This is a genomic window from Streptomyces antarcticus, from assembly GCF_026627255.1.
Taxonomy (GTDB): domain Bacteria; phylum Actinomycetota; class Actinomycetes; order Streptomycetales; family Streptomycetaceae; genus Streptomyces; species Streptomyces antarcticus.
Genome location: NZ_JAPNLM010000002.1, coordinates 50,713 through 70,755, shown reverse-complemented (window position 1 = coordinate 70,755; position 20,043 = coordinate 50,713). Strand labels below are relative to the sequence as shown.

Sequence of the window (20,043 nt, the reverse complement as noted above, 5' to 3'; positions counted from 1 at the left end):
CCTGGACATACGAGTCTTTTCATCATGAGCCGAACACGAGGTGAGGAGCGCACGTCGATTCGGTCAAATGTCCGGTGATAGTGGCGAGTTAGCGGCAAGCACCCGTCGGCGCCGGGGTTGCGGAGCCGAGTGGGGCGACTGTGACCTGTGTGTGAAGCGCGGGAAATCGTCTGGGGTGCGCGGCCGGGTGGTGGTTACCATCCGCTGTGAACCGTACGACCGCACCCGCGCGCACCCGGCCCCGCATATTCGCCGACCTGACTCCACTGCGCACCTCCCCGGACTACCGGCGGCTGTGGACCGGCAGCATGATCTCCTGGGTCGGGCAGGCGATGACCGCGCTCGCGATCTCGCTCCAGGTCTACGACATCACCGGCTCCAGCTTCTCCGTCGGGCTGGTCGGTCTCTTCTCGCTCGTCCCGCTCGTCGCCTTCGGCCTGTACGGCGGGGCCATCGCCGACACCCTCGACCGGCGCAAACTCGGCCTGTACGCCTCCCTCGGCGCGGCCGCGCTGTCCATCGCGCTCGCCGCGGCGGCCCTGCTCGACTACCACCGGGTCTGGTTCCTGTACGCCGTCGTCGCCCTCCAGTCGGTGTGCGGCGCGCTCAGCGGACCGGCGCGCTCGGCGATGATCCCCCGGCTGCTCCCGGCCGAACAGCTGCCCGCCGCCAACGCCCTGAACTCCGTCACCATGACCACCGGGACCATGGCCGGCCCGATGCTCGGCGGCCTGATCGTCGGCTGGTGGGGCTACCAGGCCGCCTACCTCGTCGACGCCGTCACCTTCTGCGCCGCCCTGTACGCGCAGTGGCGGCTGCCGCCGATGAAGCCCGACCGCGCCGAGGGCGTGCGCGGGCGGGCCTCCGTCCTGGACGGCCTGCGCTTCCTCGGGACCCGGCCCAACATCCGGATGACCTTCTTCTCCGACCTGGCCGCGATGGTGCTCGCCCAGCCGAAGGCGCTGTTCCCGGCCATCGCCGCCCTGTGGTTCGGCGGCGACGCCAAGACGGTCGGGCTGATGGTGGCCGCCCCCGCCCTGGGGGCGATGCTCGGCGGGGTGCTCTCCGGCTGGCAGGGCCGGATCCGCCGGCACGGGCTGGCGATCCTGCTCGCCGTCGCCTCGTGGGGGCTGGCCATCGCCGCCTTCGGGCTCACCCGGAACCTGTGGATCGGGCTGTTCTTCCTCGCCCTGGCGGGGTGGGCCGACACCATCTCCATGGTGTTCCGCTCCACGATGATGCAGGCCGCGGCCCCGGACGAGATGCGGGGGCGGCTCCAGGGCGTGTTCATCGTGGTCGTCGCGGGCGGCCCCCGGCTCGGGGACTTCGTCGCCGGCTCCGTCGCCGACCTGACCTCGCCGACCGTGGCGATCACGGGCGGCGGGCTCGCGTGCGTCCTGGTGCTGGGCCTGCTCGCGCTCCGCTGGCGCGGTTTCGCCCGCTACGACGCGAGGTCGCCGCAGGCGTGACCCCGTGTGAAGGGGAGTTGGCGGGTTCGGTTCAGTTCGGTCCTGTTCACGCTGAAGACCGGCCGCGGTCCGGTTCGCGGTGGCCCCGACCCTGGCGCGGGAGGCGGAAGGCGTCAGGGACCGGCAGCGTGCCCAGGACCTGGCCGGTGCGGCTGTAGCGCCGGATCGCGGGCACGAACTCGTCCGTCAGGTACGTCCCGTCCCCGTCGACGACTATCCCCGGGAGTCGGTTCACCCGGCAGTTTTTTCGCGATCACTGACTTCGGCGACTGCCCCGCGCCGGGCGCCCCGTCGAAGCTGCCGCAGGGCCAGCTGCTGGTGGACACCATCGAGGGCACGGCCGCGTCCGGCCACGACGGGGCCGGGCGGCTGCGCCCGCTGCTCGTCAGCGACGACAACGAGCTGGCGCAGCAGCTCACGCGGCTCCACCGGATGGACGTACGGCTGCCGTCGCGCCGCCGCTGACGGAGCCCGCGCGCCGGCGCCCGGCAGGACGGGGCCGTCCGTTCAGCCGGTCCGGGGCGCGACCACGCCGCGTGCCACGCCCAGGGCCACCAGGTCCTGGGGGCGGATGCGGAGCTGGTCGGCGGTGGCCGGGGCGGCCTCCGGGGGCCGCTTGAGGATGGCCGCCGCCAGCTCCGGGGCGATCACCGAGAAGTAGCTGTCGGGGGTGACCCACGTATTGCCCGGCGCGGCCAGCGCGAGGGCGCCGCCCGAACCGCCCTCGCCGATCAGCAGGGTGGTGACGGGTACCGCGGCCGAGGCCAGTGCCGCGAAGACGTCCGCGATGGCGGGCCCGGCGCCCGCGTGCTCGGCGGCGGCGTCGTTGGCCGCGCCCGGGGTGTCCACCAGGGTGAGCACGGGGATGCCGAGCCGGTCCGCGAGCCGGACGACGCGGGCGGCCGTACGGTACCCGGCCGGGCGGGTGGCGGTTCCGCACTGGGCGGCGTACGCGACCGCGCGGCCCTCCCGCAGCCCGAAACCGCACAGCATCCCGGGGTCGGTGCCGCCCGCCCGGTCCCCGGAGAGGGGCAGGCGCAGGGTGAAGTACGCGTCCAGGTACGCCCCGGCGCGCGGCCGGTCCGGGTGACGGGCCTGGCGGACGGCGTCCCAGCCGGTCTCCGGCGGTGCCCCGTCGTGTACGCCGCCCAGCGCGGCCGGCGGCTCGACGGGCCCGCCGGGCCTGGGCGCGGTCAGCACGCGCAGCCAGCCGGCGAGGGTCCCGGGCAGCTCCGCCGGGGGCACGACGGCGTCGACGTGCCCGGCGGCGTACTGCCCCTCGGCCGTGTAGGCCGCCGGGTCCGCGTCCGCAGGCCGGACCCGTGAGCCCGCGAAGCCGACCTGCGCCCCGGGGAGCGCGAGGACCACGTCGGCCCCGGCCCCGAGGGTGGCCCAGCCGCCGCCGGTGGTCGGATCGCGCAGGACGGCCAGCTGGGGGAGTCCGGCGGCCCGGGTCAGGACGCACTGGCGGGCCACGCGCTGCAGCTGGGTCAGCGCGAGCATGCCCTCCTGCATGCGGGAGCCGCCGGTCGCGATCAGGGAGACCAGGGGCAGGTGGTGCGCGCGGGCGTGCGCGTAGGCGGCTTCGAGCCGGTCGCCGGTGCGCTGGCCCAGGGAACCGCCGAGGAAACCGAACTCGAAGGAGATCACGGCGGCTTCGACGCCCCCGAAGCGGGCGGCGCCGGTGACGACGGACTCCACCTCGCCGGTCCGCCGCGCGGCGCGGGCGCGGGAGTCGTCGTACCCGGTCCAGGCCAGCGGCCCGTCGGGCGTCGACTGTCCCGGGGGCGGGGGGAGTTCGGCGAAGCTGCCGGCGTCGGCGAGGGAGGCGATGGCCGCGCGGGCCGAGAGGCGGGTCGTCGTCACGGGGCCACCCTAGGCGGTGCCCTCGCGGTCAGGGCCGGCCCGGTGCGGAAGGGTGCCCGACGGGCAGGGCGCGGGACGTGGTCGACCCCGAGCCGCCCCGGACCGCACCCCGGCGGGCCACCCGGAGGTGCCCCGGGACGGACCGGCGCCACGCCCGCGTCCGCCGGAGCGGTGGAACCGATGGACCCGGAACGGCGACTCCCCGCACGCCTCCGGAGCGGCTACGTCCCGCACCTCTGGAGCGGTGACTTCCCGTATGCCTCTGGAACGGCGACTCACCGCACGCCTCTGGAGCGGCGGCTCCCCGTACGCCCCTGGAGCGGCGACTCCCCGTACGCCTCAGAGCGGTGACTCCCAGGTCACCGTCGTGCCCCGCGTCGCCGATTCCGTACGGCCGTCGTCCGAGACCGTCAGGCGGACCCGGGACGGGGTCGCGTCCACCTCCACCTCGATGGAGGCGACCTCGCTGCGGCGGTGCGCCGCGGCCAGGGCGCCGCGCAGGACGGAGAGCAGATCGCCCGCCACCGGCTCCGGCAGCAGGGCGTCCAGCGGCCCCGCGAAGTGCACCGACGGCTGGAAGCCCAGCAGGACCGCCGCACCGCCCGTCTCGCGCAGGACCCGGCCCCGGAAGGTCGTCGGGGCGTCGGTCGGCGGCTGCTGGAGGGCGAAGATGGCGGTGCGGACCTCCTGGATGGTGGAGTCCAGTTCGTCGACCGCGCGGGCCAGTTCGTCGCCCACGGTGTCCCCGGACGGTGCGTTCGAGGACCTCCGCCGGGTGCTCTCCAGCATCATCTCCGTCGCGAACAGCCGCTGGACCACCAGGTCGTGCAGGTCCCGGGCGATCCGGTCGCGGTCCTCGTATACCGCCAGCTGCTCCCGGTCGTGCTGGGCGTCCGCGAGGACGAGGGCCAGCGCCGCCTGGGAGGCGAACTGCGAGGCCAGCAGCCGGTCCACCGCGTCGTACGCCGGCCCGCCCCGGTCCCGAGGCAGGGCCAGCGTGCCGATCAGCTGCCCGCCGCTCTGCAGCGGCAGCATCATGCTGGGGCCGAAGCGCTCCCGGACGTGGGTGGTCATCCGGGGGTCCGTCGCCGAGTCCTCTATGAAGACCGCCTCGCCGCCGAGGAGTTGTTCCAGGACCGGGGAGCCGGGCGCGATCGCCGTCCCCACCAGGTCCCCGGGTTCGCCCTGGGTGGAGGCGGCGACGATCTCCATGCCGCCCTCGGGAGTGGGCTGGAGCACGACCCCGGCCGCCGCGTCCGCCAGCAGCCGGGCCCGTTCGGCCACGCACATCAGCGCGTCCGCGGCGGGGCGCCCGGCCAGCAGGGTCGTGGTCACGGCGGCCGCGCCCTCGATCCAGCGCTCCCGGCGGCGCACGGTCTCGTACAGCCGGGCGTTGCCGATCGCTATGCCCGCCTGCGAGGCCAGGACGCGCAGCAGGGCGAGGTCCTCGTCGGTGAAGGAGCCGCCCCCCTGCTTCTCGGTGAGGTAGAGGTTCCCGAAGACCTCGGTGTGCACCCGGATCGGAACGCCCAGGAGGCCGCGCATCGGCGGATGGCCGGGCGGGAAGCCGGCCGACCGGGGGTCCCGGGTGAGGTCGTCGAGCAGCAGCGGACGCGGATCGCCGATCAGGGTTCCGAGGAGGCCGGAGCGGCCGTCCGGCAGGTGGGGGATGGCGGCCCGTTCCGCCTCGGTCATCCCGGAGGTGAACAGCCCGGTCAGCCGGACGCGCTCGGGCTCGATGACCCCGAGCGCCCCGTACCGGGCCCCGCACAGCCCGGTCGCCGAGTCCACGATGTGCTGGAGGGTGGAGTGCAGCTCCAGCTCGGAGCCGACGCTGAGCACCCCCTCCAGCAGGACGGGCAGGCTGGGCTGCTCCCCGTCCCGGTCCGGGTCGCGGGCGGGCTCCCGGCCCGGGGCAGGCTGCCGTCCCGTGGCGGGCTCCCGGCCCGTGGCGGGCTGCCGTCCCGCGTCCGTCATCCGGCCAGCGGGTTGAGAACCATGGGTGCGATCTTCCCTTCGAGCATCGCGCCGAGACCGAGCACGGCGCACACGTCCGGCCGCTCCGCGATGGCGACGGGCATGCCGGTCGCGTCGCGCAGCATCTGGTCCAGACCCGGCAGCAGGGCGCTGCCGCCCACCATCATGATCCCCCGGTCCGTCAGGTCCGCGACCAGGTCCGGCGGGCAGTCCCGCAGGACCTTGCCGATGCCGTCGAGGACGGCGGTCAGCGGGGTGAAGATCGCGTCGCGCACGGCGGCGGTGTCCACCTGGACCGAGCGGGCCAGGCCGGTGGCCACGTCGCGGCCGTGGATCAGGGTGGAGGCCGGTCCCCCGGCGGTGATGCCGTTGCCGTGCAGGGCCAGCTGGAGCGGACGGACCGCCTGGCTGGGCAGCATCAGCTCGTGCGCGTGGCGCAGGTGCTGGACGATCGCGTGGTCGATGGCCTCGCCGCCGACCGGGATGCGCTCGGCGGTGACGATCGAGCCGAGGGAGAGGACGGCCACCTGGGTGGCCGCCGCCCCGCACACCATGATCATCGTCGCGGTCGGCTGCTCCACGGGCAGGCCGCAGCCGACGGCCGCCGCGATCAGGGTGTCGACCAGCTCGACACGCCGGGCGCCGAGTCCGACCAGGGTCTCGACGGTCGCCCGCTGGGCCAGCGGGTCCGCGTCGTGCGGGGTGCAGGCCGCGGCGCGCAGCCGGGGCTTGCGGCGCAGGGCGCGCCGCAGCTTCTCGCCGAGGAGGTGACGCAGCATCCGCTGCGCCATCTCGATGTCGACGACGGTGCCGCCGGAGACGGGGCGTACGACCCGGATGTAGTCAGGCGTACGGCCCGTCATCCGCTCGGCGAAGGTGCCGACGGCGATGAGCGCGCCGGTGCGCGTGTTCACCGCCGCGACGCTGGGCTCGTCGACGACGAGGCCGGCTCCCTTGACGTACACGCGGGTCCTGGCCGCGCCCAGGTCGACGGCGACGTGGCAGCGGCGCAACTGCTCAAGACTGACGGTCACGGCAGATCCTCCCGAGAGCGCTGACGCAAGAAGACCGGCGGACCGCCGGTCGCTTCTCATATCATCCCGGGCATATGGGGTGGACCGCCTGTTGAGCTGCTCCGGCCGGGGGTGCCGGGTGCCTGCACGGGGGTGGATTTCTGTACCGACAGACAGCACCATGCGCGCACCGCACGCACTACTCGCGCGTAACAAGGTAAAGGGGGACCTGATGCTGACGGCCCGCCAGAGACTGCTGGCACTTCTGACGCTCTGCCTGGCGCTGCTGGCGCCCATCCCGGCCCATGCCGCCGACCGGGGCACCGGGAGCGCCGCTGACCAGGCATCATCGCGCAATCCGGTGGTCTTCGTACACGGTTACAACGCCGACCCGGGCGTCTGGGGCTCCCTGCGCGAGGACCTGCGGGCCGCCGGGTACGCCGACTCGGAGCTCTTCTCGTGGGGTTACGACACGCACCGGTCCGTCAACGAGGTCCTCGCCGGCCGGCTCGGCGCGTACGTCGACGAGGTCCGCCGGCAGACCGGCGCCGCCCGCGTCGACGTCGTCGCGCACTCCTTCGGCTCGCTGGTGAGCCGCTGGTACGTGAAGTTCGGCGGCGGCGCCACCACCGTCGACCACTGGGTCTCGCTGGCCGGCCCCAACCGCGGCACCTCCACCGCCTGGGCCTGCGCCCTGTGGGACCAGGCCTGCCGGGACATGACGCCCGGCTCGTACGTGGTGAAGAACCTGAACGCCGGGGACGAGACCCCGGGCGCGGTGAAGTACGCGACGTTCTGGTCCCCGTGCGACGAGGTCGTCAACCCGGACGACAGCGTTCCGCTCACCGGGGCCGCGAACACGCGGGTCGGCTGCATCGAGCACAACGACCTGCTGGGCGACGACGCGACCTCGGCGGGCGTACGGGCCTTCCTCGCCTCCTAGGCCCAGGGCACCTTCAGGGGGTGCCGGCGAACCCGACCCGCTGGAGCAGGCCGTACGTGAACTCCGCCACGCAGGGCCGACCCCCGGCGGTGAACGCGAGGCGCCAGCGGGTCGGCGCGGTGCCCTCCATCGGCCGCACCGGCGCGAAGGCGCGCGCCACCTCGTCCACCGTCGCCGACCAGGGCAGCAGGTCGTCCGCCGACTCCAGTACGGGACCGGCCGCGCCCGGGGCCCGGACCAGCCACTCGTTCCACACCGCCCCGTCCGGCGCGGCCAGCACCTCGAACCGCAGGTCCGGCCAGAGCGGCACCGGCCACAGCAGGGCCTCGCACTCCAGATCGCCGATCTTGCGCCGCTCGGCGGACTCCGCCGGGCCCAGCACCGAGCGGTACCGGGCCAGGGCTCCGCGCGAGCGGGACTGGGGGTCCCCCCGGACGGAGTCTGGGGGATGGACCATGGCCTGCCAGCGCTTGTTGGCCTCGCGCTGGTCCGCGAGCGAGGCGCCCAGCCGGTGCCGGGCCCGGTCGGCGAGGTCGGGCTGGAAGTCGGCCATCCGGCGCAACAGCACCAGCTGGAAGGCTTCCGGCCCGAAGGGCCCCGGGCGTCCGGGCGGGGTCGCTGTCATGGAGGCCACGATTCCACACAGGATCCTTACGTTCCCGCGTTACGGATGTGGCCGGTGACCGCATAGCCTGCGGGCGCCATGAACTACTGCCACGCCTGCCGGAGGCATCTCAACGGCGCACTGGCGTGCGCCGGGTGCGGAACCCCGGCCGAATACCTCGTCCCCGCCGCCCCCGTCCAGCCGGGCGCCCCGGGGGCCCCCGACCCCTTCGCCGCAGGCCAGGCCCCGGCCCCCGCCCCCGCCCAGGGTTACGGCGGGCCGCACGTGCCCGGCGGCGTCCACGCGGACTCCGGCGGCGTCCACGCCGACTCCGTCGTCGTCCACGCCGACTCCGTCGTCGTCCTGTCGGCGCCGAACGAGCGCCGCCCCGGCGCACGCCGCCGCTCCGCGCACCGCAGGCGCCGCCGGACCGTGCTGAACGTCGGGCTCGGGCTGCTGCTCGCGACCGGCGGCGCGCTCGTGGCGGTCCGCGTGGCGACCGACGGGGAGCGCGGCGACCGCGCCTCCACCGTGGTGCTGACCGACGACTCGGCGCCCGGCGTGCCCGTGCCCGACCCGAGCGCGCCGCCCGCCGCGGCGTCCCCGTCCGGTGCGCCGGGCCGGGCCACCGCCTCGGGGAAGACCGCCGGCGGGGGGACGAAGACGGCCGGTCCCGCGGCGTCCTCCGCGAGCGCGGCGAAGCCGGGTCCGACGTCGTCGGCGCCCGCGCCCGCCCCGACGGGGCCGTCCTCCGGGACCCCCGACGCGGGGGCCACCGTAAAGCCGGAAACGTCGGCGAAGCCGTCGCCCAGCACCTCCGGGAGCGCGAAGCCGCCGAAGCCCTCGGCGTCGGCCAAGCCCAAGCCGACGAGGACCCCGTTGCCCACCCCGACGAAGACCCCGCGCCCCTGCGAATGGTGGGACTTCACCTGCTGGTGAGCCGGGTCGTCAGCCCAGCATCCGCTTGAGCAGGTCCCGCAGGGCCGTCCGTTCCTGCGACGACAGCCCCGCCAGGGGTTCGCGCGCGAAGTCGAGGGACTCGCGCAGCCGGTCGGCCGTCTGGAGGCCCTCCTCGGTGGGGGCGGCCAGCTTGACCCGGCGGTCCGCCGGGTCCGGGCGGCGCTCGACCAGGCCGCGGCTCTCCAGCCGGTCGACGATGCCGGTCACGTTCGAAGGCTCGCACCGCAGCTTCTGGGCGATCCGGCGCATCGGCAGCGGCTCCAGGGCCAGCAGGTTCAGGACCCGGGCCTGGGCGCCCGTGAGCTGGTGGCTTGCGGCCACGTGCTCGTACTCCATGTGGTAGCGGGCCACGACATCGCCGATGAGTTCGACGACCTCGAGGGTCACTGGGTCTGCGCGACGACTGGGCATGGAACCAGCGTACCCATTTACTTGACAACATGAAATATCCAGGCGCATGGTTGTTTCACGTTGTAAAGCATTTCTTCCGCACCCAGGAGTCCCCATGACCGAGATCCCCGCCGTCAGCCGTGAGTGGCACCTCGTCCGTCGCCCGCAGGGCTGGCCCGTCGCCGAGGACTTCGCCCTGCGCGAGGTCCCTGTGTCCGCCGAGCCCGCGGCCGGCCGGATCCTCGTGCGCAACCTCCACATGTCGGTGGACCCGTACATGCGCGGCCGGATGAACGACGTGAAGTCCTACGTACCGCCCTTCCAGCTCGACGAGCCGATGCAGGGCGGCGCCGTCGGCGAGGTCGTCGCCTCCGCCGCCGAGGGCTTCGCGGTCGGCGACCACGTCCTGCACCACCTGGGCTGGCGCGAGTACGCCGACGTCGACGCGAAGCACGCCACCAAGGTCGACGCCGCCCTCGCCCCGCTCTCCGCCTACCTCGGCGTGCTCGGCATGCCGGGCCTCACCGCCTACGCGGGCCTCTTCGAGGTCGCCTCCTTCAAGGAGGGCGACGCCGTCTTCGTCTCCGGCGCCGCGGGCGCGGTCGGCGGCCTCGTCGGCCAGTTCGCGAAGATCAAGGGCGCCTCCCGGGTGATCGGCTCCGCCGGCTCGGACGAGAAGGTGACCCTCCTCACGGAGAAGTACGGCTTCGACGCCGCCTTCAACTACAAGAACGGCCCGGTCGGCGAGCAGCTGCGCGCCGCCGCCCCCGAGGGCATCGACGTCTACTTCGACAACGTCGGCGGCGACCACCTCGAAGCCGCGATCTCCTCCCTCAAGGTGCACGGCCGCGCCACCCTGTGCGGCGCGATCGCCGGCTACAACGACACCGAGGCCGCGCCCGGCCCGCGCAACCTCATGCAGGTCATCGGCAAGCGGCTGCGGCTCCAGGGCATCCTCGTCGGGGACCACGCCGGACTCCAGCAGCAGTTCGTCCAGGACGTGGCCGGCTGGCTGGCCTCGGGCGAGCTGCGCTACGACGAGACGGTCGTCGAGGGCGTCGAGAACGCCACCTCCGCCTTCCTCGGCATGCTGCGCGGAGAGAACACCGGAAAGATGATCGTTTCTTTCACCGGTTAGGCTCACTCCACACCGTCGCGGCCCGTGGGCGCGAGTCGCGACGATCACCAGGAGGATTTTCCTACATGTCCATCCAGCAGTCCGATGTCGCGTACACCGCTGTCGCCACCGCCGCGAACGGCCGTGACGGCCGCGTCGCCACCAACGACGGCCAGCTCGACGTCGTCGTGAACCCGCCGAAGGAGCTCGGCGGCAGCGGCGCCGGCACCAACCCGGAGCAGCTTTTCGCGGCCGGCTACAGCGCCTGCTTCCAGGGCGCCCTGGGCGTCGTCGCGAAGAACGAGAACGCCGACATCTCCGGTTCCACCGTCACCGCCGAGGTCGGCATCGGCAAGAACGACGACGGCTTCGGCCTGATCGTCAAGATCTCCGCCGTGATCCCGAACGTGGACGCCGCCACCGCGAAGGACCTCATCGAGAAGGCCCACCAGGTCTGCCCGTACTCCAAGGCGACCCGCGGCAACATCACCGTCGAGCTCGCCGTCTGATCCAGCGGCTCCCGCTGATCGCACGCCGCGCACGCCGGAACCGGCGCACGCACGCCTGAAGGCCGCACCCCCGAACGGGGGTGCGGCCTTCGCCGTAAACTGACCCCCATGCGTGATCTTGCGGGGGGTTTCCGGTATCTGCTGGCCGGCCAGCGATGGGTCTTCGGGCACGGCAGGTGGCTCGGTTTCGGGCTGCTGCCCGGACTGGTGTCGCTCGTCCTCTACACCGCGGCCCTGATCGGGCTCTCCTACGGCGCCGACGACCTGACGGTGTGGGCGACGCCGTTCGCCGACGACTGGACCTCGCCCTGGTCCGGACTCTTCCGCGGCTTCCTGTCCGGCCTGTTCTTCTGCCTCGGCCTCTTCCTCGCGGTCATCACCTTCACCGCCGTGACCCTGCTGATCGGCCAGCCCTTCTACGAGTCCCTCTCGGAGCAGGTCGACCGCAGCGAGGGCGGCGACGTGCCCGAGTCCGGCCTCCCGCTCTGGCGGGAGCTGTGGATCTCGGCCCGGGACAGCGTGAAGGTGCTCGGCCGCGTCCTGCTGTACGGCATCCTGCTCTTCGCCCTGGGCTTCGTCCCGGTCATCGGGCAGACGGTGGTCCCGTTCCTCGGGTTCTGCGTCTCCGGCTACTTCCTGACCCAGGAACTCACCGCCGTCGCCCTCCAGCGCCGCAAGGTGGACCTGGCGGAGCGGCTCGTCATGCTCCGGGCGCGGCGGATGATGGTGCTCGGCTTCGGCGTGCCGCTGGTGCTGTCCTTCCTGGTGCCGATCGTCGCGGTGTTCCTCATGCCGGGAGCGGTGGCCGGGGCCACGCTGATGGCGCGCGACCTGATGGGCGAGTCCGGCGCGGACGCCCCGGGGGAGGGGCCGGCCGGTGAGCCGGCGCCGCCCGCCGCCCCGGCGACGCCGCCCGCCGCCCCCGCGACCGGCTTCGGGCCGCCGCCGGTCTACTAGGGCGTGCGGAGCCCGGAGCGCAGCAGGGTGATGGCGCCGACCGTGTCCTCCACGCCGTGGGCCGCCGGGTCGGCGTCCAGCCGGCGCCGCATCAGCTCCAGGTAAGGGGCGATCAGCTCCGCGCTGACGCCCTGTTCCGCGGCGGTGCGCAGCAGGGTGCCGCTGGCCGCGACCTGCATGGCCAGGTTGGACACCACCCCCGTGGTGAGGTTCCGCGAGGTGAGCCGCTCGCCGGCGTTGCCGACGAAGAAGCCCATCGCGCCCAGCCACTCGGACAGCAGCGGCGCCAGGTCGTTCGGGGCGATGTCCTCGCCCTCGATCAGCGCGTAGGCGTGCGAGATACCGGCGAACATCCCGTACATCGCGCTCAGCAGCGCCACGTCGTGAAGGGCGGCGTGTCCGGGGTCCTCCCCGACGAAGCGGGCGCCGGCCGGGACCTCCAGGGCCGTCCGGTGGGTGTCGAAGAGGGCGCGCGAACCGCTGTAGAAGACGTAGCCCCCGGCGTCGGGGACACCGATCATCGTCGGGGTCGCCATGATCCCGCCGTCGACGAAGCGGGCCCCGCGCTCCGCGGCCCATGCGGCCCGGGCGCGGCCCTCGGCGGGCGTGCCGGTGGTGAGGTTGACCAGGTCCCGGCCGCTGAGGTCCACGTCCTTCAGGACGGAGTCGATACTGGCGTCGTCCAGCAGGCAGAGCACGACCAGGCCGTTCGCGGCGACCGCCCCGGCGGGGTCGGCGGCGACGGTCGCGCCGTCGGCGGCGAGGGCCTCGGCTTTGGCGGCGGTGCGGTTCCAGACGGTGAGGGGGTGCCCGGCGGCGAGCCAGGTGCGGGCGAGGGCGGTACCCATGTCGCCGAGGCCGAGCAGGGTGAGCGGGTGCTTCGTCGTGTGGTTGTCGGTCATGACGTTTAGCCTGGTGGCAGGCCGTGAGACGCTCAAGTACGCACTTTGGGGTGGGTGGTTACCCCGAGGTGAGCGAGCAGGTGGGAGGGGTGCGTGATGGCGGTGACGCGAAGGCCCGGCGCGGATCACTGCGGGATCGCCGCGGCGATGTCCGTGATCGACGGCAAGTGGAAGGTCTCGCTCCTGTGGGAGCTGGAGCAGTGCCCGCGCCGCTTCGGTGAACTGCGGCGGCTGGTCCCGGGGGTGTCGGAGAAGGTGCTCGCCGCCCAGCTGCGCGAGCTGGAGACCGACGGCATCGTCCACCGCGAGGTGTACGACGAGGTCCCGCCGCGCGTGGAGTACTCGCTGACGCCGCTCGGCCAGGACCTGAACGCCGCGCTGGAGGCGCTGGGGCAGTGGGGCGCCAAGCACCTCCTGCCCGACTCGGCGTAGCGGGGCCGCACGTCGCGCCGGCGCCGCCCGCGCGCCGGCGCCACGGGCCCGGATCCCGCGTACGGCCGCCCGCCGTAAGGCCGGACGCGTACGGCCGGACGCCGAACGGACCCCGCGCAGGGGGTCGGCGTACCGGCCGACGGCACCCTGCCCGAGGGGAGGCGGTCCCACCTGCCGCCGGGCCCGGACTGCCCGTTCCGCCTGCTGGAGGAGCAGGTACGGGAGGACGCGGGGGCGGGGGACCCGCTGCTGGACGAGTGCCGGGCCCACCTGGCGGCGGGCAGCAGCCGCCGCCTGCTGCTCCGGCGCCGGTCGCCCGCCGAGCCCTGGACGGGCCGGCTGCGCGGCCGCGCCCACGCCGGGCGCCCGCGCGCCGCCCGTCCTGCCCGGCCCTCGATCCGCTGCTCGGCGTACCGCCGGGACGGTAGGGCCGCGCGGGTCAGCCGGGCGGGCGGCCGGGTTCCGGGCCGCTGAGCAGCGTGAGGAACGAGCGGAACGCGGCGGGCATGTCCACCGACTCCGGGGCCAGCAGCCACTGGTACTGCAGGCCGTCCATCACCGCGGTGAGCAGGGGCGCGACCTGATCGGGGGTCAGGCCCGAGGGGAGCCGCTCGCCGTACTCGGCGCGCAGCACCGCGGCCATCTCGGAGCGGACCTGCGCGTAGCGCTCGGTGAAGAACTCCCGCGCCGGGTGCCCGTCGGTCACGCTCTCGCCCAGCAGCGCCGAGAAGGTCTGCACGATGCCCGGGCGCATGGCGTTGTACTCCACCAGCGACGCCAGCAGGTCCAGTCGCCAGGTCCCGGCCGCGGCGCGCGAGCCACCGCCGGTGTCCCACCGGTCGCGCTCCTCCAGCACCGCGACGAGCAGGGCGTCCTTGGTCGGGAAGTAGTGCAGCAGCCCCTGCTGGGTCAGGCCCACGCGCTCGGCCACCGAGGCCAGGGACGCGCCCCGGTAGCCGCGCTCCGCGATCACCTCGACGGCCGCGCGGACGATGTCCTCGCGCCGTTCCTCGCTCCTCGCCCTGGCCATCGCCCGGTCCCTCTCCTCGTTCACAGCCGCCAGCAGGACCGTACGGCATGTGAATGTCACGAATGCATTACGAAGCCTACCGCTCACCAGGTATCGGGTCCACGATGGGGGCGACCGCCCCGCGCAACCGCACGCACCGCACCCAACGCACCCAACGAGGAGGCACGGCCGTGACCGATGCCGATCAGGTCCGCGAAGTTCAGGCCCGCGACGACCAGGCCCGCGAAGACCAAAGCCGTGAAGACGCCGTGGAGGCGGCGCTCGACAAGCTGGACCTCGACGCCAAGACCCGGCTCCTGGCGGGCCAGGACATGTGGTCCCTGCCCGCCGTCCCCGAGATCGGGCTGCAGTCCCTGGTCATGTCCGACGGCCCCATCGGGGTGCGCGGCGTGCGCTGGACCGCCGACGACCCCTCCGTCGCCCTGCCCTCCCCGACCGCGCTCGCCGCCGCCTGGGACCCCGCGCTCGCCCGCCGCGCCGGCCGCCTCCTCGCCCAGGAGGCGCGCCGCAAGGGCGTCCACGTCCTCCTCGCGCCCACCGTGAACCTGCACCGCTCCCCGCTCGGCGGCCGGCACTTCGAGTGCTACTCCGAAGACCCCTACCTGACCGGGGCGGTCGGCAGCGGCTACGTGAAGGGCGTCCAGGACGGCGGCGTCGGCACCACCGTCAAGCACTTCGCCGGAAACGAGGCGGAGACCGACCGGTTCACCGTCGACTGCGTCATCGACCCGCGCCCGCTGCGCGAGCTGTACCTGGCCCCGTTCGAGGCCATCGTCGCGAACGCCCACCCCTGGGGCATCATGACCTCCTACAACCGGGTCAACGGCACCTCGATGACCGAGAACCGGTACCTGGTGAACGAGGTCCTGCGCGCCGAGTGGGGCTTCGACGGCTACAACGTCTCCGACTGGATGGCGGCCCGCTCCACCACCGGTGACATCGAGGGCGGCCTCGACGTGGCCATGCCCGGCCCCGCCACCGTCTACGGGCCCGCCCTCGCCGAGGCCGTGCGCGCCGGGGAGGTCCCCGAGTCCTCCGTCGACGCGGCCGTCCGCAACGTCCTGCGCCTCGCCGCCCGCGTCGGCATCCTGGAGGGCGCCCCCGCCGCCGTCGCCGAGCCGCCGTCCGGCATCGACGGCCAGGCCCTGGCCCGGGAGCTCGCCACCCGCGGTTTCGTGCTCGTACGCAACGAGGACGGCGCCCTCCCGCTCGACGCCTCCGCCGGACGCACCGTGGCCCTCATGGGGGCCGCCGCCCGCGACGCCCGGGTCCTCGGCGGGGGCTCCGCCACCGTCTTCCCCGAGCGGATCGTCTCGCCGCTGGACGGCCTCACCGCCGCGCTCCCGCAGGGGGCGCTGACCTTCGCCGTCGGCGCCGACCCCTCCGAGGAACTCGTCCCCGCCGACCAGGGCTTCGGGCTGCGCGCCGTCTGCCGCGACGCCTCCGGCGCCGTCCTCGGCGAGGGCAGCCTGCCGTCCGGCCAGGTCCAGTGGATCGGCGACGACCTGCCCGCGGGCGCCGCGTACGACACGATGGCGAGCATCGAGGTCACCGGTACGTTCCTGCCGCGCGAGAGCGGCGAGCACGCCTTCGGCACCCGCGGCCTCGGCGCCTTCACCCTCGCCGTCGGCGGCGAGACCCTGTGGGAGGGCGTCCAGGAGATGGGCGACGAGGCCGACCCGTTCGAGGCGTTCTTCGGCGCCCCCAGCGAGCGCGGCCGCGCCACCCTGACCGAGGGGGAGCCCGTCGAGGTGTCGCTGACCTACCAGGTCCCCGACATGACCGCGCTGCCCCTCAAGGCGATCATGTTCTCGCTGCTCCACCTCGCCCCGCAGCGCGACGCCGACGAGCTCATCGCCGAGGCCGTGGCGGCCGCGCGCGCCGCCGACACCGCCGTCGTGGTCGTCGCCACCACCGAGCGCGTGGAGTCCGAGGGCTTCGACCGCCGCGACCTCGCCCTCCCGGGCCGCCAGGACGACCTGGTCCGCGCGGTCGCCGCCGCCAACCCGAACACCGTGGTCGTCGTCAACGCGGGCTCCCCGGTCGAGCTCCCGTGGCGCGAGGACGTGGCCGCCGTCCTGCTGACCTGGTTCCCGGGCCAGGAGGGCGGGGCCGCGCTGGCCGACGTGCTCCTCGGCGACGCGGAGCCCGGCGGGCGGCTGCCCACCACCTGGCCGGCCCGGTTCGCCGACGCGCCCGTCACCGAGGTGCTGCCCGTCGACGGCCGCCTGGAGTACCGCGAGGGGCTCTTCGTCGGCTACCGGGCGTACGAGAAGGAGGGCATCGCCCCCGCCTACCCCTTCGGGCACGGCCTCGGCTACACGGACTGGGCGTACGAGTCGCTGGAGGCCACCGCCGGCACGGTCCGGGTCCGCGTCACCAACACCGGCACCCGGCCCGGCCGCGAGGTCGTCCAGATCTACCTGGCGCCCGGGGAGGGCTCGGAGGGCGGCGCGCCGGGCGCGGCCGTGGAGCGTCCGGCGAGCTGGCTGGCCGCCTTCGCGGGCGTCGAGGCGGGCCCCGGCGAGAGCGTCGAGGCCGAGATCGGCCTGCCAGCCCGGGCCTTCGAGATCTGGGACGAGACCGCCCGCGGCTGGCGGCGGATCGGCGGGGCCTACGAGGTCCGCGCGAGTCACGCGCACGGCGACACCCGGCTGACGGCCACGATCGACGTCGCGTGACGCACCGGCCCGACACTCCGGCGGGGCACCACTAGCGGGTGGCGTCCGGATTGGCCGGAAAACACCCAAGAACCGGACCGGGAGCGGGCCCTGACACCCGCTCCCGGTCCTCCCGCGTCAACGCGGCGGATCGGCCGCCGTCACCTGGCGGTGCGCCAGTTCCGCGAGCCGCGCCTGACCGTCCCGGCCCGGGTGGAACCAGTCCCAGCGACTCAACTGCTGTGCGTCGAAGGGGTACTGGAACACCGCTCCGCCGTCGTAACGGCACAGCGGGTCCTTCGCGCAGACCTCGCGCAGCACCTCGTTGTACTCGACCACCCGCGCCCGCACCTGCTCGCGCCGGGCGGTCGCCCCCGAGGCCGCCGACAGCGGGTCGGCGAGCATCGACTGGCAGATGCCCAGCTTCCAGACCTGGCGGACCATCGGGAGGTCCTTGCCCTGCTCCCACAGCCGCTGGAGGTCCGGCACGCTGGAGACGTACACCTGGGAGGCGGGCGACGCGGCCCGCAGCCCGGCGAGCGCCTGCTCGAAACCGGACCGGAAATCCGCCACCGGCGTCATCGACGAAGCGGTCGGACGGCAGGCGTCGTTGGAGCCGACCATGACCGTGACCAGCTCGGGCTTGTTCGCGGCGGCTTCCGCGAGCTGCCCCGTCAGGTCCGCCATCCGGGAGCCCGTCACCGCGTGGTTCCAGCTGCGGGCGGGCGCCTGCGCCTCCCCGAGCAGCCGGGTGGCCAGCGAGCGGACCGCGGGGTCGTTGCCGGTGGCCCAGGACACCTCCGGGCAGTCCGCCAGGACCGAACAGGCGTCGAAGCCGCGCGTGATGGAGTCGCCCACGGCCGCGACCGAGGCGGGCGCCGTGTTCCAGCGGGGCGCCGACCGCGCCCCGCGGTCGCCCTCGCCCCCCGACCCGCCCGGGCCGCACCCGGCCAGCGCCCCGCCCAGGAGGACCGCCACCGCTGCCGCGCCCGCGAAGGTCCGGCGCGCGCGGCGGCGCGGAGCGGTGGTGCGCATGGGTGGGGTCCCTCCTCGTCGCCCCCTCGTCGTACAGGGACGTCCTGCTGAGTGAAAGCTCTGTGATTAGCGGCCTTGGAGCGACCGTACGTCACACCGCGACCCCTGACGCACGGTAGCTTTTTCCCGTGATGTTTCGGCCGCAGGTTCCGTAGCGCAATGTCAAAAAATTTCCGTTACATTACATCACGTCACATACTGTCCGTTTTCTGGAGTTTTATTCCCGACCTCGTCCCAGACTGGAGGTCCCGGTGACGACACGTGGAGTTCTGTACGTGCATTCCGCGCCGCGCGCGCTCTGCCCGCACGTGGAATGGGCTGTTGCGGGCGTACTCGGGGTGCGGGTGAACCTCGACTGGATCAGGCAGCCCGCCTCTCCCGGAACCTGGAGAGCCGAGTTCTCCTGGCAGGCGGAAGCCGGCACCGCCTCGAAACTCGCCTCCGCCTTGCGCGGCTGGCACCTGCTGCGCTTCGAAGTGACCGCGGAACCCTGTCCGACGGCCGAGGGCGAGCGCTACAGCTCCACCCCGGAGCTCGGCATCTTCCACGCCGTCACCGGCATGCACGGGGACATCCTGATCCCCGAGGACCGGCTGCGCGCAGCCCTCGCCCGGTCCGCGCACGGCGAGACCGACCTCGAGGCGGAGATCGCCAAGCTGCTCGGCAAGCCCTGGGACGACGAACTGGAGCCCTTCCGGTACGCGGGCGAGGGCGCCCCGGTCCGCTGGCTCCACCAGGTCGTCTAGGGGGCGTCGTCCCCGACACGCGGAAGGCCCGCCCGGGATCCCGGGCGGGCCTTCCTGTCCGGCCGTACTAGACGGTGCGGAACGCCAGGGTGACGTTGTGTCCGCCGAAGCCGAAGGAGTTGTTGATCGCGGAGATCGGACCGTCGGCCGGCAGCTTGCGCGGCTCGCCGCGCACGATGTCCGCGTCGATGTCGTCGTCCAGATCGTCGATGTTGATCGTCGGCGGGGCCAGCCGGTTGTACAGCGCCAGCACGGTCGCGACGGTCTCGATGCCGCCCGCACCGCCCAGCAGGTGGCCGGTCATCGACTTGGTGGCGGAGATCGCGATGTGGTCGAGGTCGTTGCCCAGCACCTTGCGCAGCGCCTTCAGCTCGGCCGTGTCACCCTGCGGGGTCGACGTGGCGTGCGCGTTCAGGTGGACCAGCTCGGCCGGGTCCAGGCCCGTGTTGTCGAGCAGGTTCTGCACCGCGGCCGCGACACCACGGCCGGTCGGCTCCGGCTGCGCGATGTGGTGGCTGTCCGCGGACAGGCCCTGGCCCAGCACCTCGCAGTAGACCCGGGCACCGCGCGCGGCGGCGTGCTCGGCGGACTCCAGGATCACGACGCCCGCGCCCTCGCCGAGGACGAAGCCGTCACGGCCCTTGTCGTACGGGCGGGAGGCCTGCTCGGGGTGTTCGTTGTTCTTGGACATCGCCATCATGTTGGCGAACGCGGCGATCGGCAGAGGGTGGATGGCCGCCTCGGTACCGCCGGCGACGACCACGTCGGCACGGCCGGTACGGATCATCTCGACGGCGTAGCCGATGGCTTCGGCACCGGAGGCACAGGCGCTGACCGGGGTGTGCACGCCCGCGCGGGCGTTGACCTCCAGGCCCACGTTGGCCGACGGGCCGTTCGGCATGAGCATGGGAACGGTGTGCGGGGAAACCCGGCGCACGCCCTTCTCCTTGAGTACGTCGTACTGGTCGAGCAGGGTCGTCACACCACCGATGCCGGAGGCGATCACGGTACCCAGGCGCTCGGGAACGACGGCCGGGCCGGCATCCTCGCCGTCCGCGGCCTCGGTGCCCGCCGGAGCGGTGTAGCCGGCGTCGGCCCACGCCTCGCGGGCCGCGATGACGGCGAACTGCGCCGAGCGGTCGAGCTTGCGGGCCAGCGGCCGGGGCAGGACCTCACTCGGGTCCACGGCGGCACGGGCGGCGATGCGGACCGGGAGTTCGGCGAAGCGCTCGCCCTCCAAGGGCTTCACGCCCGAACGGCCGGCGAGCAGGCCTTCCCAGGTCGAAGCGCTGTCGCCACCCAGCGGAGTGGTTGCGCCGATACCGGTGACGACCACGGTGCGATTGGTCGGGCTCACAGGAATTCTTTCTCCACGTCTCAGGGGGTGCTGAATTGTCACGGCGCCACCGCCAGGTGGCGACAAACGCTCGTCA

20 protein-coding genes are annotated in these 20,043 nt (G+C 73.8%); 10 read left to right on the top strand and 10 right to left on the bottom strand.

Annotation, left to right across the window (positions count from 1 at the left end; genetic code table 11):
• Positions 1-206 precede the first annotated feature (206 nt).
• Positions 207-1,469 (top strand): MFS transporter, encoded by a 1,263-nt coding sequence (locus OTB16_RS04110; protein ID WP_267718473.1) that lies wholly within the window; start codon positions 207-209, stop codon positions 1,467-1,469.
• Between the two features lie 46 nt (positions 1,470-1,515).
• On the opposite strand, the gene OTB16_RS04105 is transcribed toward OTB16_RS04110, so the two are convergent.
• Entirely contained in the window at positions 1,516-1,704 is a 189-nt protein-coding gene (locus OTB16_RS04105; protein WP_267718472.1) for an esterase-like activity of phytase family protein, read from the bottom strand.
• A gap of 83 nt (positions 1,705-1,787) precedes the next feature.
• Here OTB16_RS04105 and OTB16_RS04100 point away from each other — a divergent pair, with 83 nt between their 5' ends.
• On the top strand, positions 1,788-1,934 hold the full coding sequence (locus OTB16_RS04100; RefSeq protein WP_267718471.1) for a hypothetical protein: 147 nt from the start codon (positions 1,788-1,790) through the stop codon (positions 1,932-1,934).
• A 42-nt stretch (positions 1,935-1,976) separates the two neighbouring features.
• Here OTB16_RS04100 and OTB16_RS04095 read toward each other — a convergent pair whose 3' ends face one another.
• The 3 genes from OTB16_RS04095 to OTB16_RS04085 form a co-directional block, all read right to left on the bottom strand.
• Positions 1,977-3,335, bottom strand: coding sequence for a carboxyl transferase domain-containing protein (locus OTB16_RS04095; RefSeq protein ID WP_267718470.1), 1,359 nt, complete (start codon positions 3,333-3,335; stop codon positions 1,977-1,979).
• A gap of 339 nt (positions 3,336-3,674) precedes the next feature.
• Entirely contained in the window at positions 3,675-5,312 is a 1,638-nt protein-coding gene (locus OTB16_RS04090) for a sensor histidine kinase (RefSeq protein WP_267718469.1), read from the bottom strand.
• Complete coding sequence (locus tag OTB16_RS04085; protein ID WP_267718468.1) at positions 5,309-6,346, bottom strand: rod shape-determining protein; 1,038 nt, start codon at positions 6,344-6,346, stop codon at positions 5,309-5,311. The genes OTB16_RS04090 and OTB16_RS04085 overlap by 4 nt, the downstream gene beginning before the upstream one ends.
• A gap of 211 nt (positions 6,347-6,557) precedes the next feature.
• Here OTB16_RS04085 and OTB16_RS04080 point away from each other — a divergent pair, with 211 nt between their 5' ends.
• On the top strand, positions 6,558-7,268 hold the full coding sequence (locus tag OTB16_RS04080; RefSeq protein WP_267718467.1) for an esterase/lipase family protein: 711 nt from the start codon (positions 6,558-6,560) through the stop codon (positions 7,266-7,268).
• A gap of 13 nt (positions 7,269-7,281) precedes the next feature.
• Here OTB16_RS04080 and OTB16_RS04075 read toward each other — a convergent pair whose 3' ends face one another.
• Positions 7,282-7,893: an RNA-binding protein gene (locus OTB16_RS04075; RefSeq protein ID WP_267718466.1), complete on the bottom strand. Its 612-nt coding sequence runs from the start codon at positions 7,891-7,893 to the stop codon at positions 7,282-7,284.
• A gap of 78 nt (positions 7,894-7,971) precedes the next feature.
• Here OTB16_RS04075 and OTB16_RS04070 point away from each other — a divergent pair, with 78 nt between their 5' ends.
• On the top strand, positions 7,972-8,811 hold the full coding sequence (locus tag OTB16_RS04070; RefSeq protein ID WP_267718465.1) for an SCO2400 family protein: 840 nt from the start codon (positions 7,972-7,974) through the stop codon (positions 8,809-8,811).
• A 9-nt stretch (positions 8,812-8,820) separates the two neighbouring features.
• On the opposite strand, the gene OTB16_RS04065 is transcribed toward OTB16_RS04070, so the two are convergent.
• Complete coding sequence (locus OTB16_RS04065; protein WP_267718464.1) at positions 8,821-9,243, bottom strand: MarR family winged helix-turn-helix transcriptional regulator; 423 nt, start codon at positions 9,241-9,243, stop codon at positions 8,821-8,823.
• A gap of 94 nt (positions 9,244-9,337) precedes the next feature.
• Here OTB16_RS04065 and OTB16_RS04060 point away from each other — a divergent pair, with 94 nt between their 5' ends.
• The 3 genes from OTB16_RS04060 to OTB16_RS04050 all read left to right on the top strand — a co-directional run bounded on the left by OTB16_RS04060 (position 9,338) and on the right by OTB16_RS04050 (position 11,805).
• The gene (locus OTB16_RS04060; protein ID WP_267718463.1) at positions 9,338-10,360 is read left to right on the top strand and encodes an NADP-dependent oxidoreductase; all 1,023 of its coding nucleotides are present in this window, start codon (positions 9,338-9,340) and stop codon (positions 10,358-10,360) included.
• 65 nt (positions 10,361-10,425) lie between these two features.
• Entirely contained in the window at positions 10,426-10,848 is a 423-nt protein-coding gene (locus tag OTB16_RS04055; RefSeq protein WP_267718462.1) for an organic hydroperoxide resistance protein, read from the top strand.
• A 108-nt stretch (positions 10,849-10,956) separates the two neighbouring features.
• On the top strand, positions 10,957-11,805 hold the full coding sequence (locus tag OTB16_RS04050; RefSeq protein ID WP_267718461.1) for an EI24 domain-containing protein: 849 nt from the start codon (positions 10,957-10,959) through the stop codon (positions 11,803-11,805).
• On the opposite strand, the gene OTB16_RS04045 is transcribed toward OTB16_RS04050, so the two are convergent.
• Positions 11,802-12,707 carry an imine reductase family protein gene (locus OTB16_RS04045; protein ID WP_267718460.1) on the bottom strand — a complete coding sequence of 302 codons (906 nt, stop codon included), beginning with the start codon at positions 12,705-12,707 and terminating at the stop codon, positions 11,802-11,804. The two genes, OTB16_RS04050 and OTB16_RS04045, sit on opposite strands and share 4 nt — an antisense overlap.
• Positions 12,708-12,803: 96 nt before the next feature.
• On the opposite strand from OTB16_RS04045, the gene OTB16_RS04040 reads away from it, so the two are divergent.
• Positions 12,804-13,139 (top strand): winged helix-turn-helix transcriptional regulator, encoded by a 336-nt coding sequence (locus OTB16_RS04040; RefSeq protein WP_267718459.1) that lies wholly within the window; start codon positions 12,804-12,806, stop codon positions 13,137-13,139.
• Between the two features lie 439 nt (positions 13,140-13,578).
• On the opposite strand, the gene OTB16_RS04035 is transcribed toward OTB16_RS04040, so the two are convergent.
• The gene (locus OTB16_RS04035; protein WP_267718790.1) at positions 13,579-14,169 is read right to left on the bottom strand and encodes a TetR/AcrR family transcriptional regulator; all 591 of its coding nucleotides are present in this window, start codon (positions 14,167-14,169) and stop codon (positions 13,579-13,581) included.
• A gap of 170 nt (positions 14,170-14,339) precedes the next feature.
• On the opposite strand from OTB16_RS04035, the gene OTB16_RS04030 reads away from it, so the two are divergent.
• Positions 14,340-16,850 carry a glycoside hydrolase family 3 protein gene (locus OTB16_RS04030; protein ID WP_420717612.1) on the top strand — a complete coding sequence of 837 codons (2,511 nt, stop codon included), beginning with the start codon at positions 14,340-14,342 and terminating at the stop codon, positions 16,848-16,850.
• Positions 16,851-16,967: 117 nt separating this feature from the next.
• On the opposite strand, the gene OTB16_RS04025 is transcribed toward OTB16_RS04030, so the two are convergent.
• The gene (locus tag OTB16_RS04025) at positions 16,968-17,864 is read right to left on the bottom strand and encodes an SGNH/GDSL hydrolase family protein (protein ID WP_267718458.1); all 897 of its coding nucleotides are present in this window, start codon (positions 17,862-17,864) and stop codon (positions 16,968-16,970) included.
• A gap of 251 nt (positions 17,865-18,115) precedes the next feature.
• On the opposite strand from OTB16_RS04025, the gene OTB16_RS04020 reads away from it, so the two are divergent.
• Positions 18,116-18,610 (top strand): DUF3145 domain-containing protein, encoded by a 495-nt coding sequence (locus OTB16_RS04020; protein ID WP_033225979.1) that lies wholly within the window; start codon positions 18,116-18,118, stop codon positions 18,608-18,610.
• Between the two features lie 67 nt (positions 18,611-18,677).
• Here OTB16_RS04020 and OTB16_RS04015 read toward each other — a convergent pair whose 3' ends face one another.
• Positions 18,678-19,967 carry a beta-ketoacyl-[acyl-carrier-protein] synthase family protein gene (locus OTB16_RS04015; protein WP_267718457.1) on the bottom strand — a complete coding sequence of 430 codons (1,290 nt, stop codon included), beginning with the start codon at positions 19,965-19,967 and terminating at the stop codon, positions 18,678-18,680.
• Positions 19,968-20,043 lie beyond the last annotated feature (76 nt).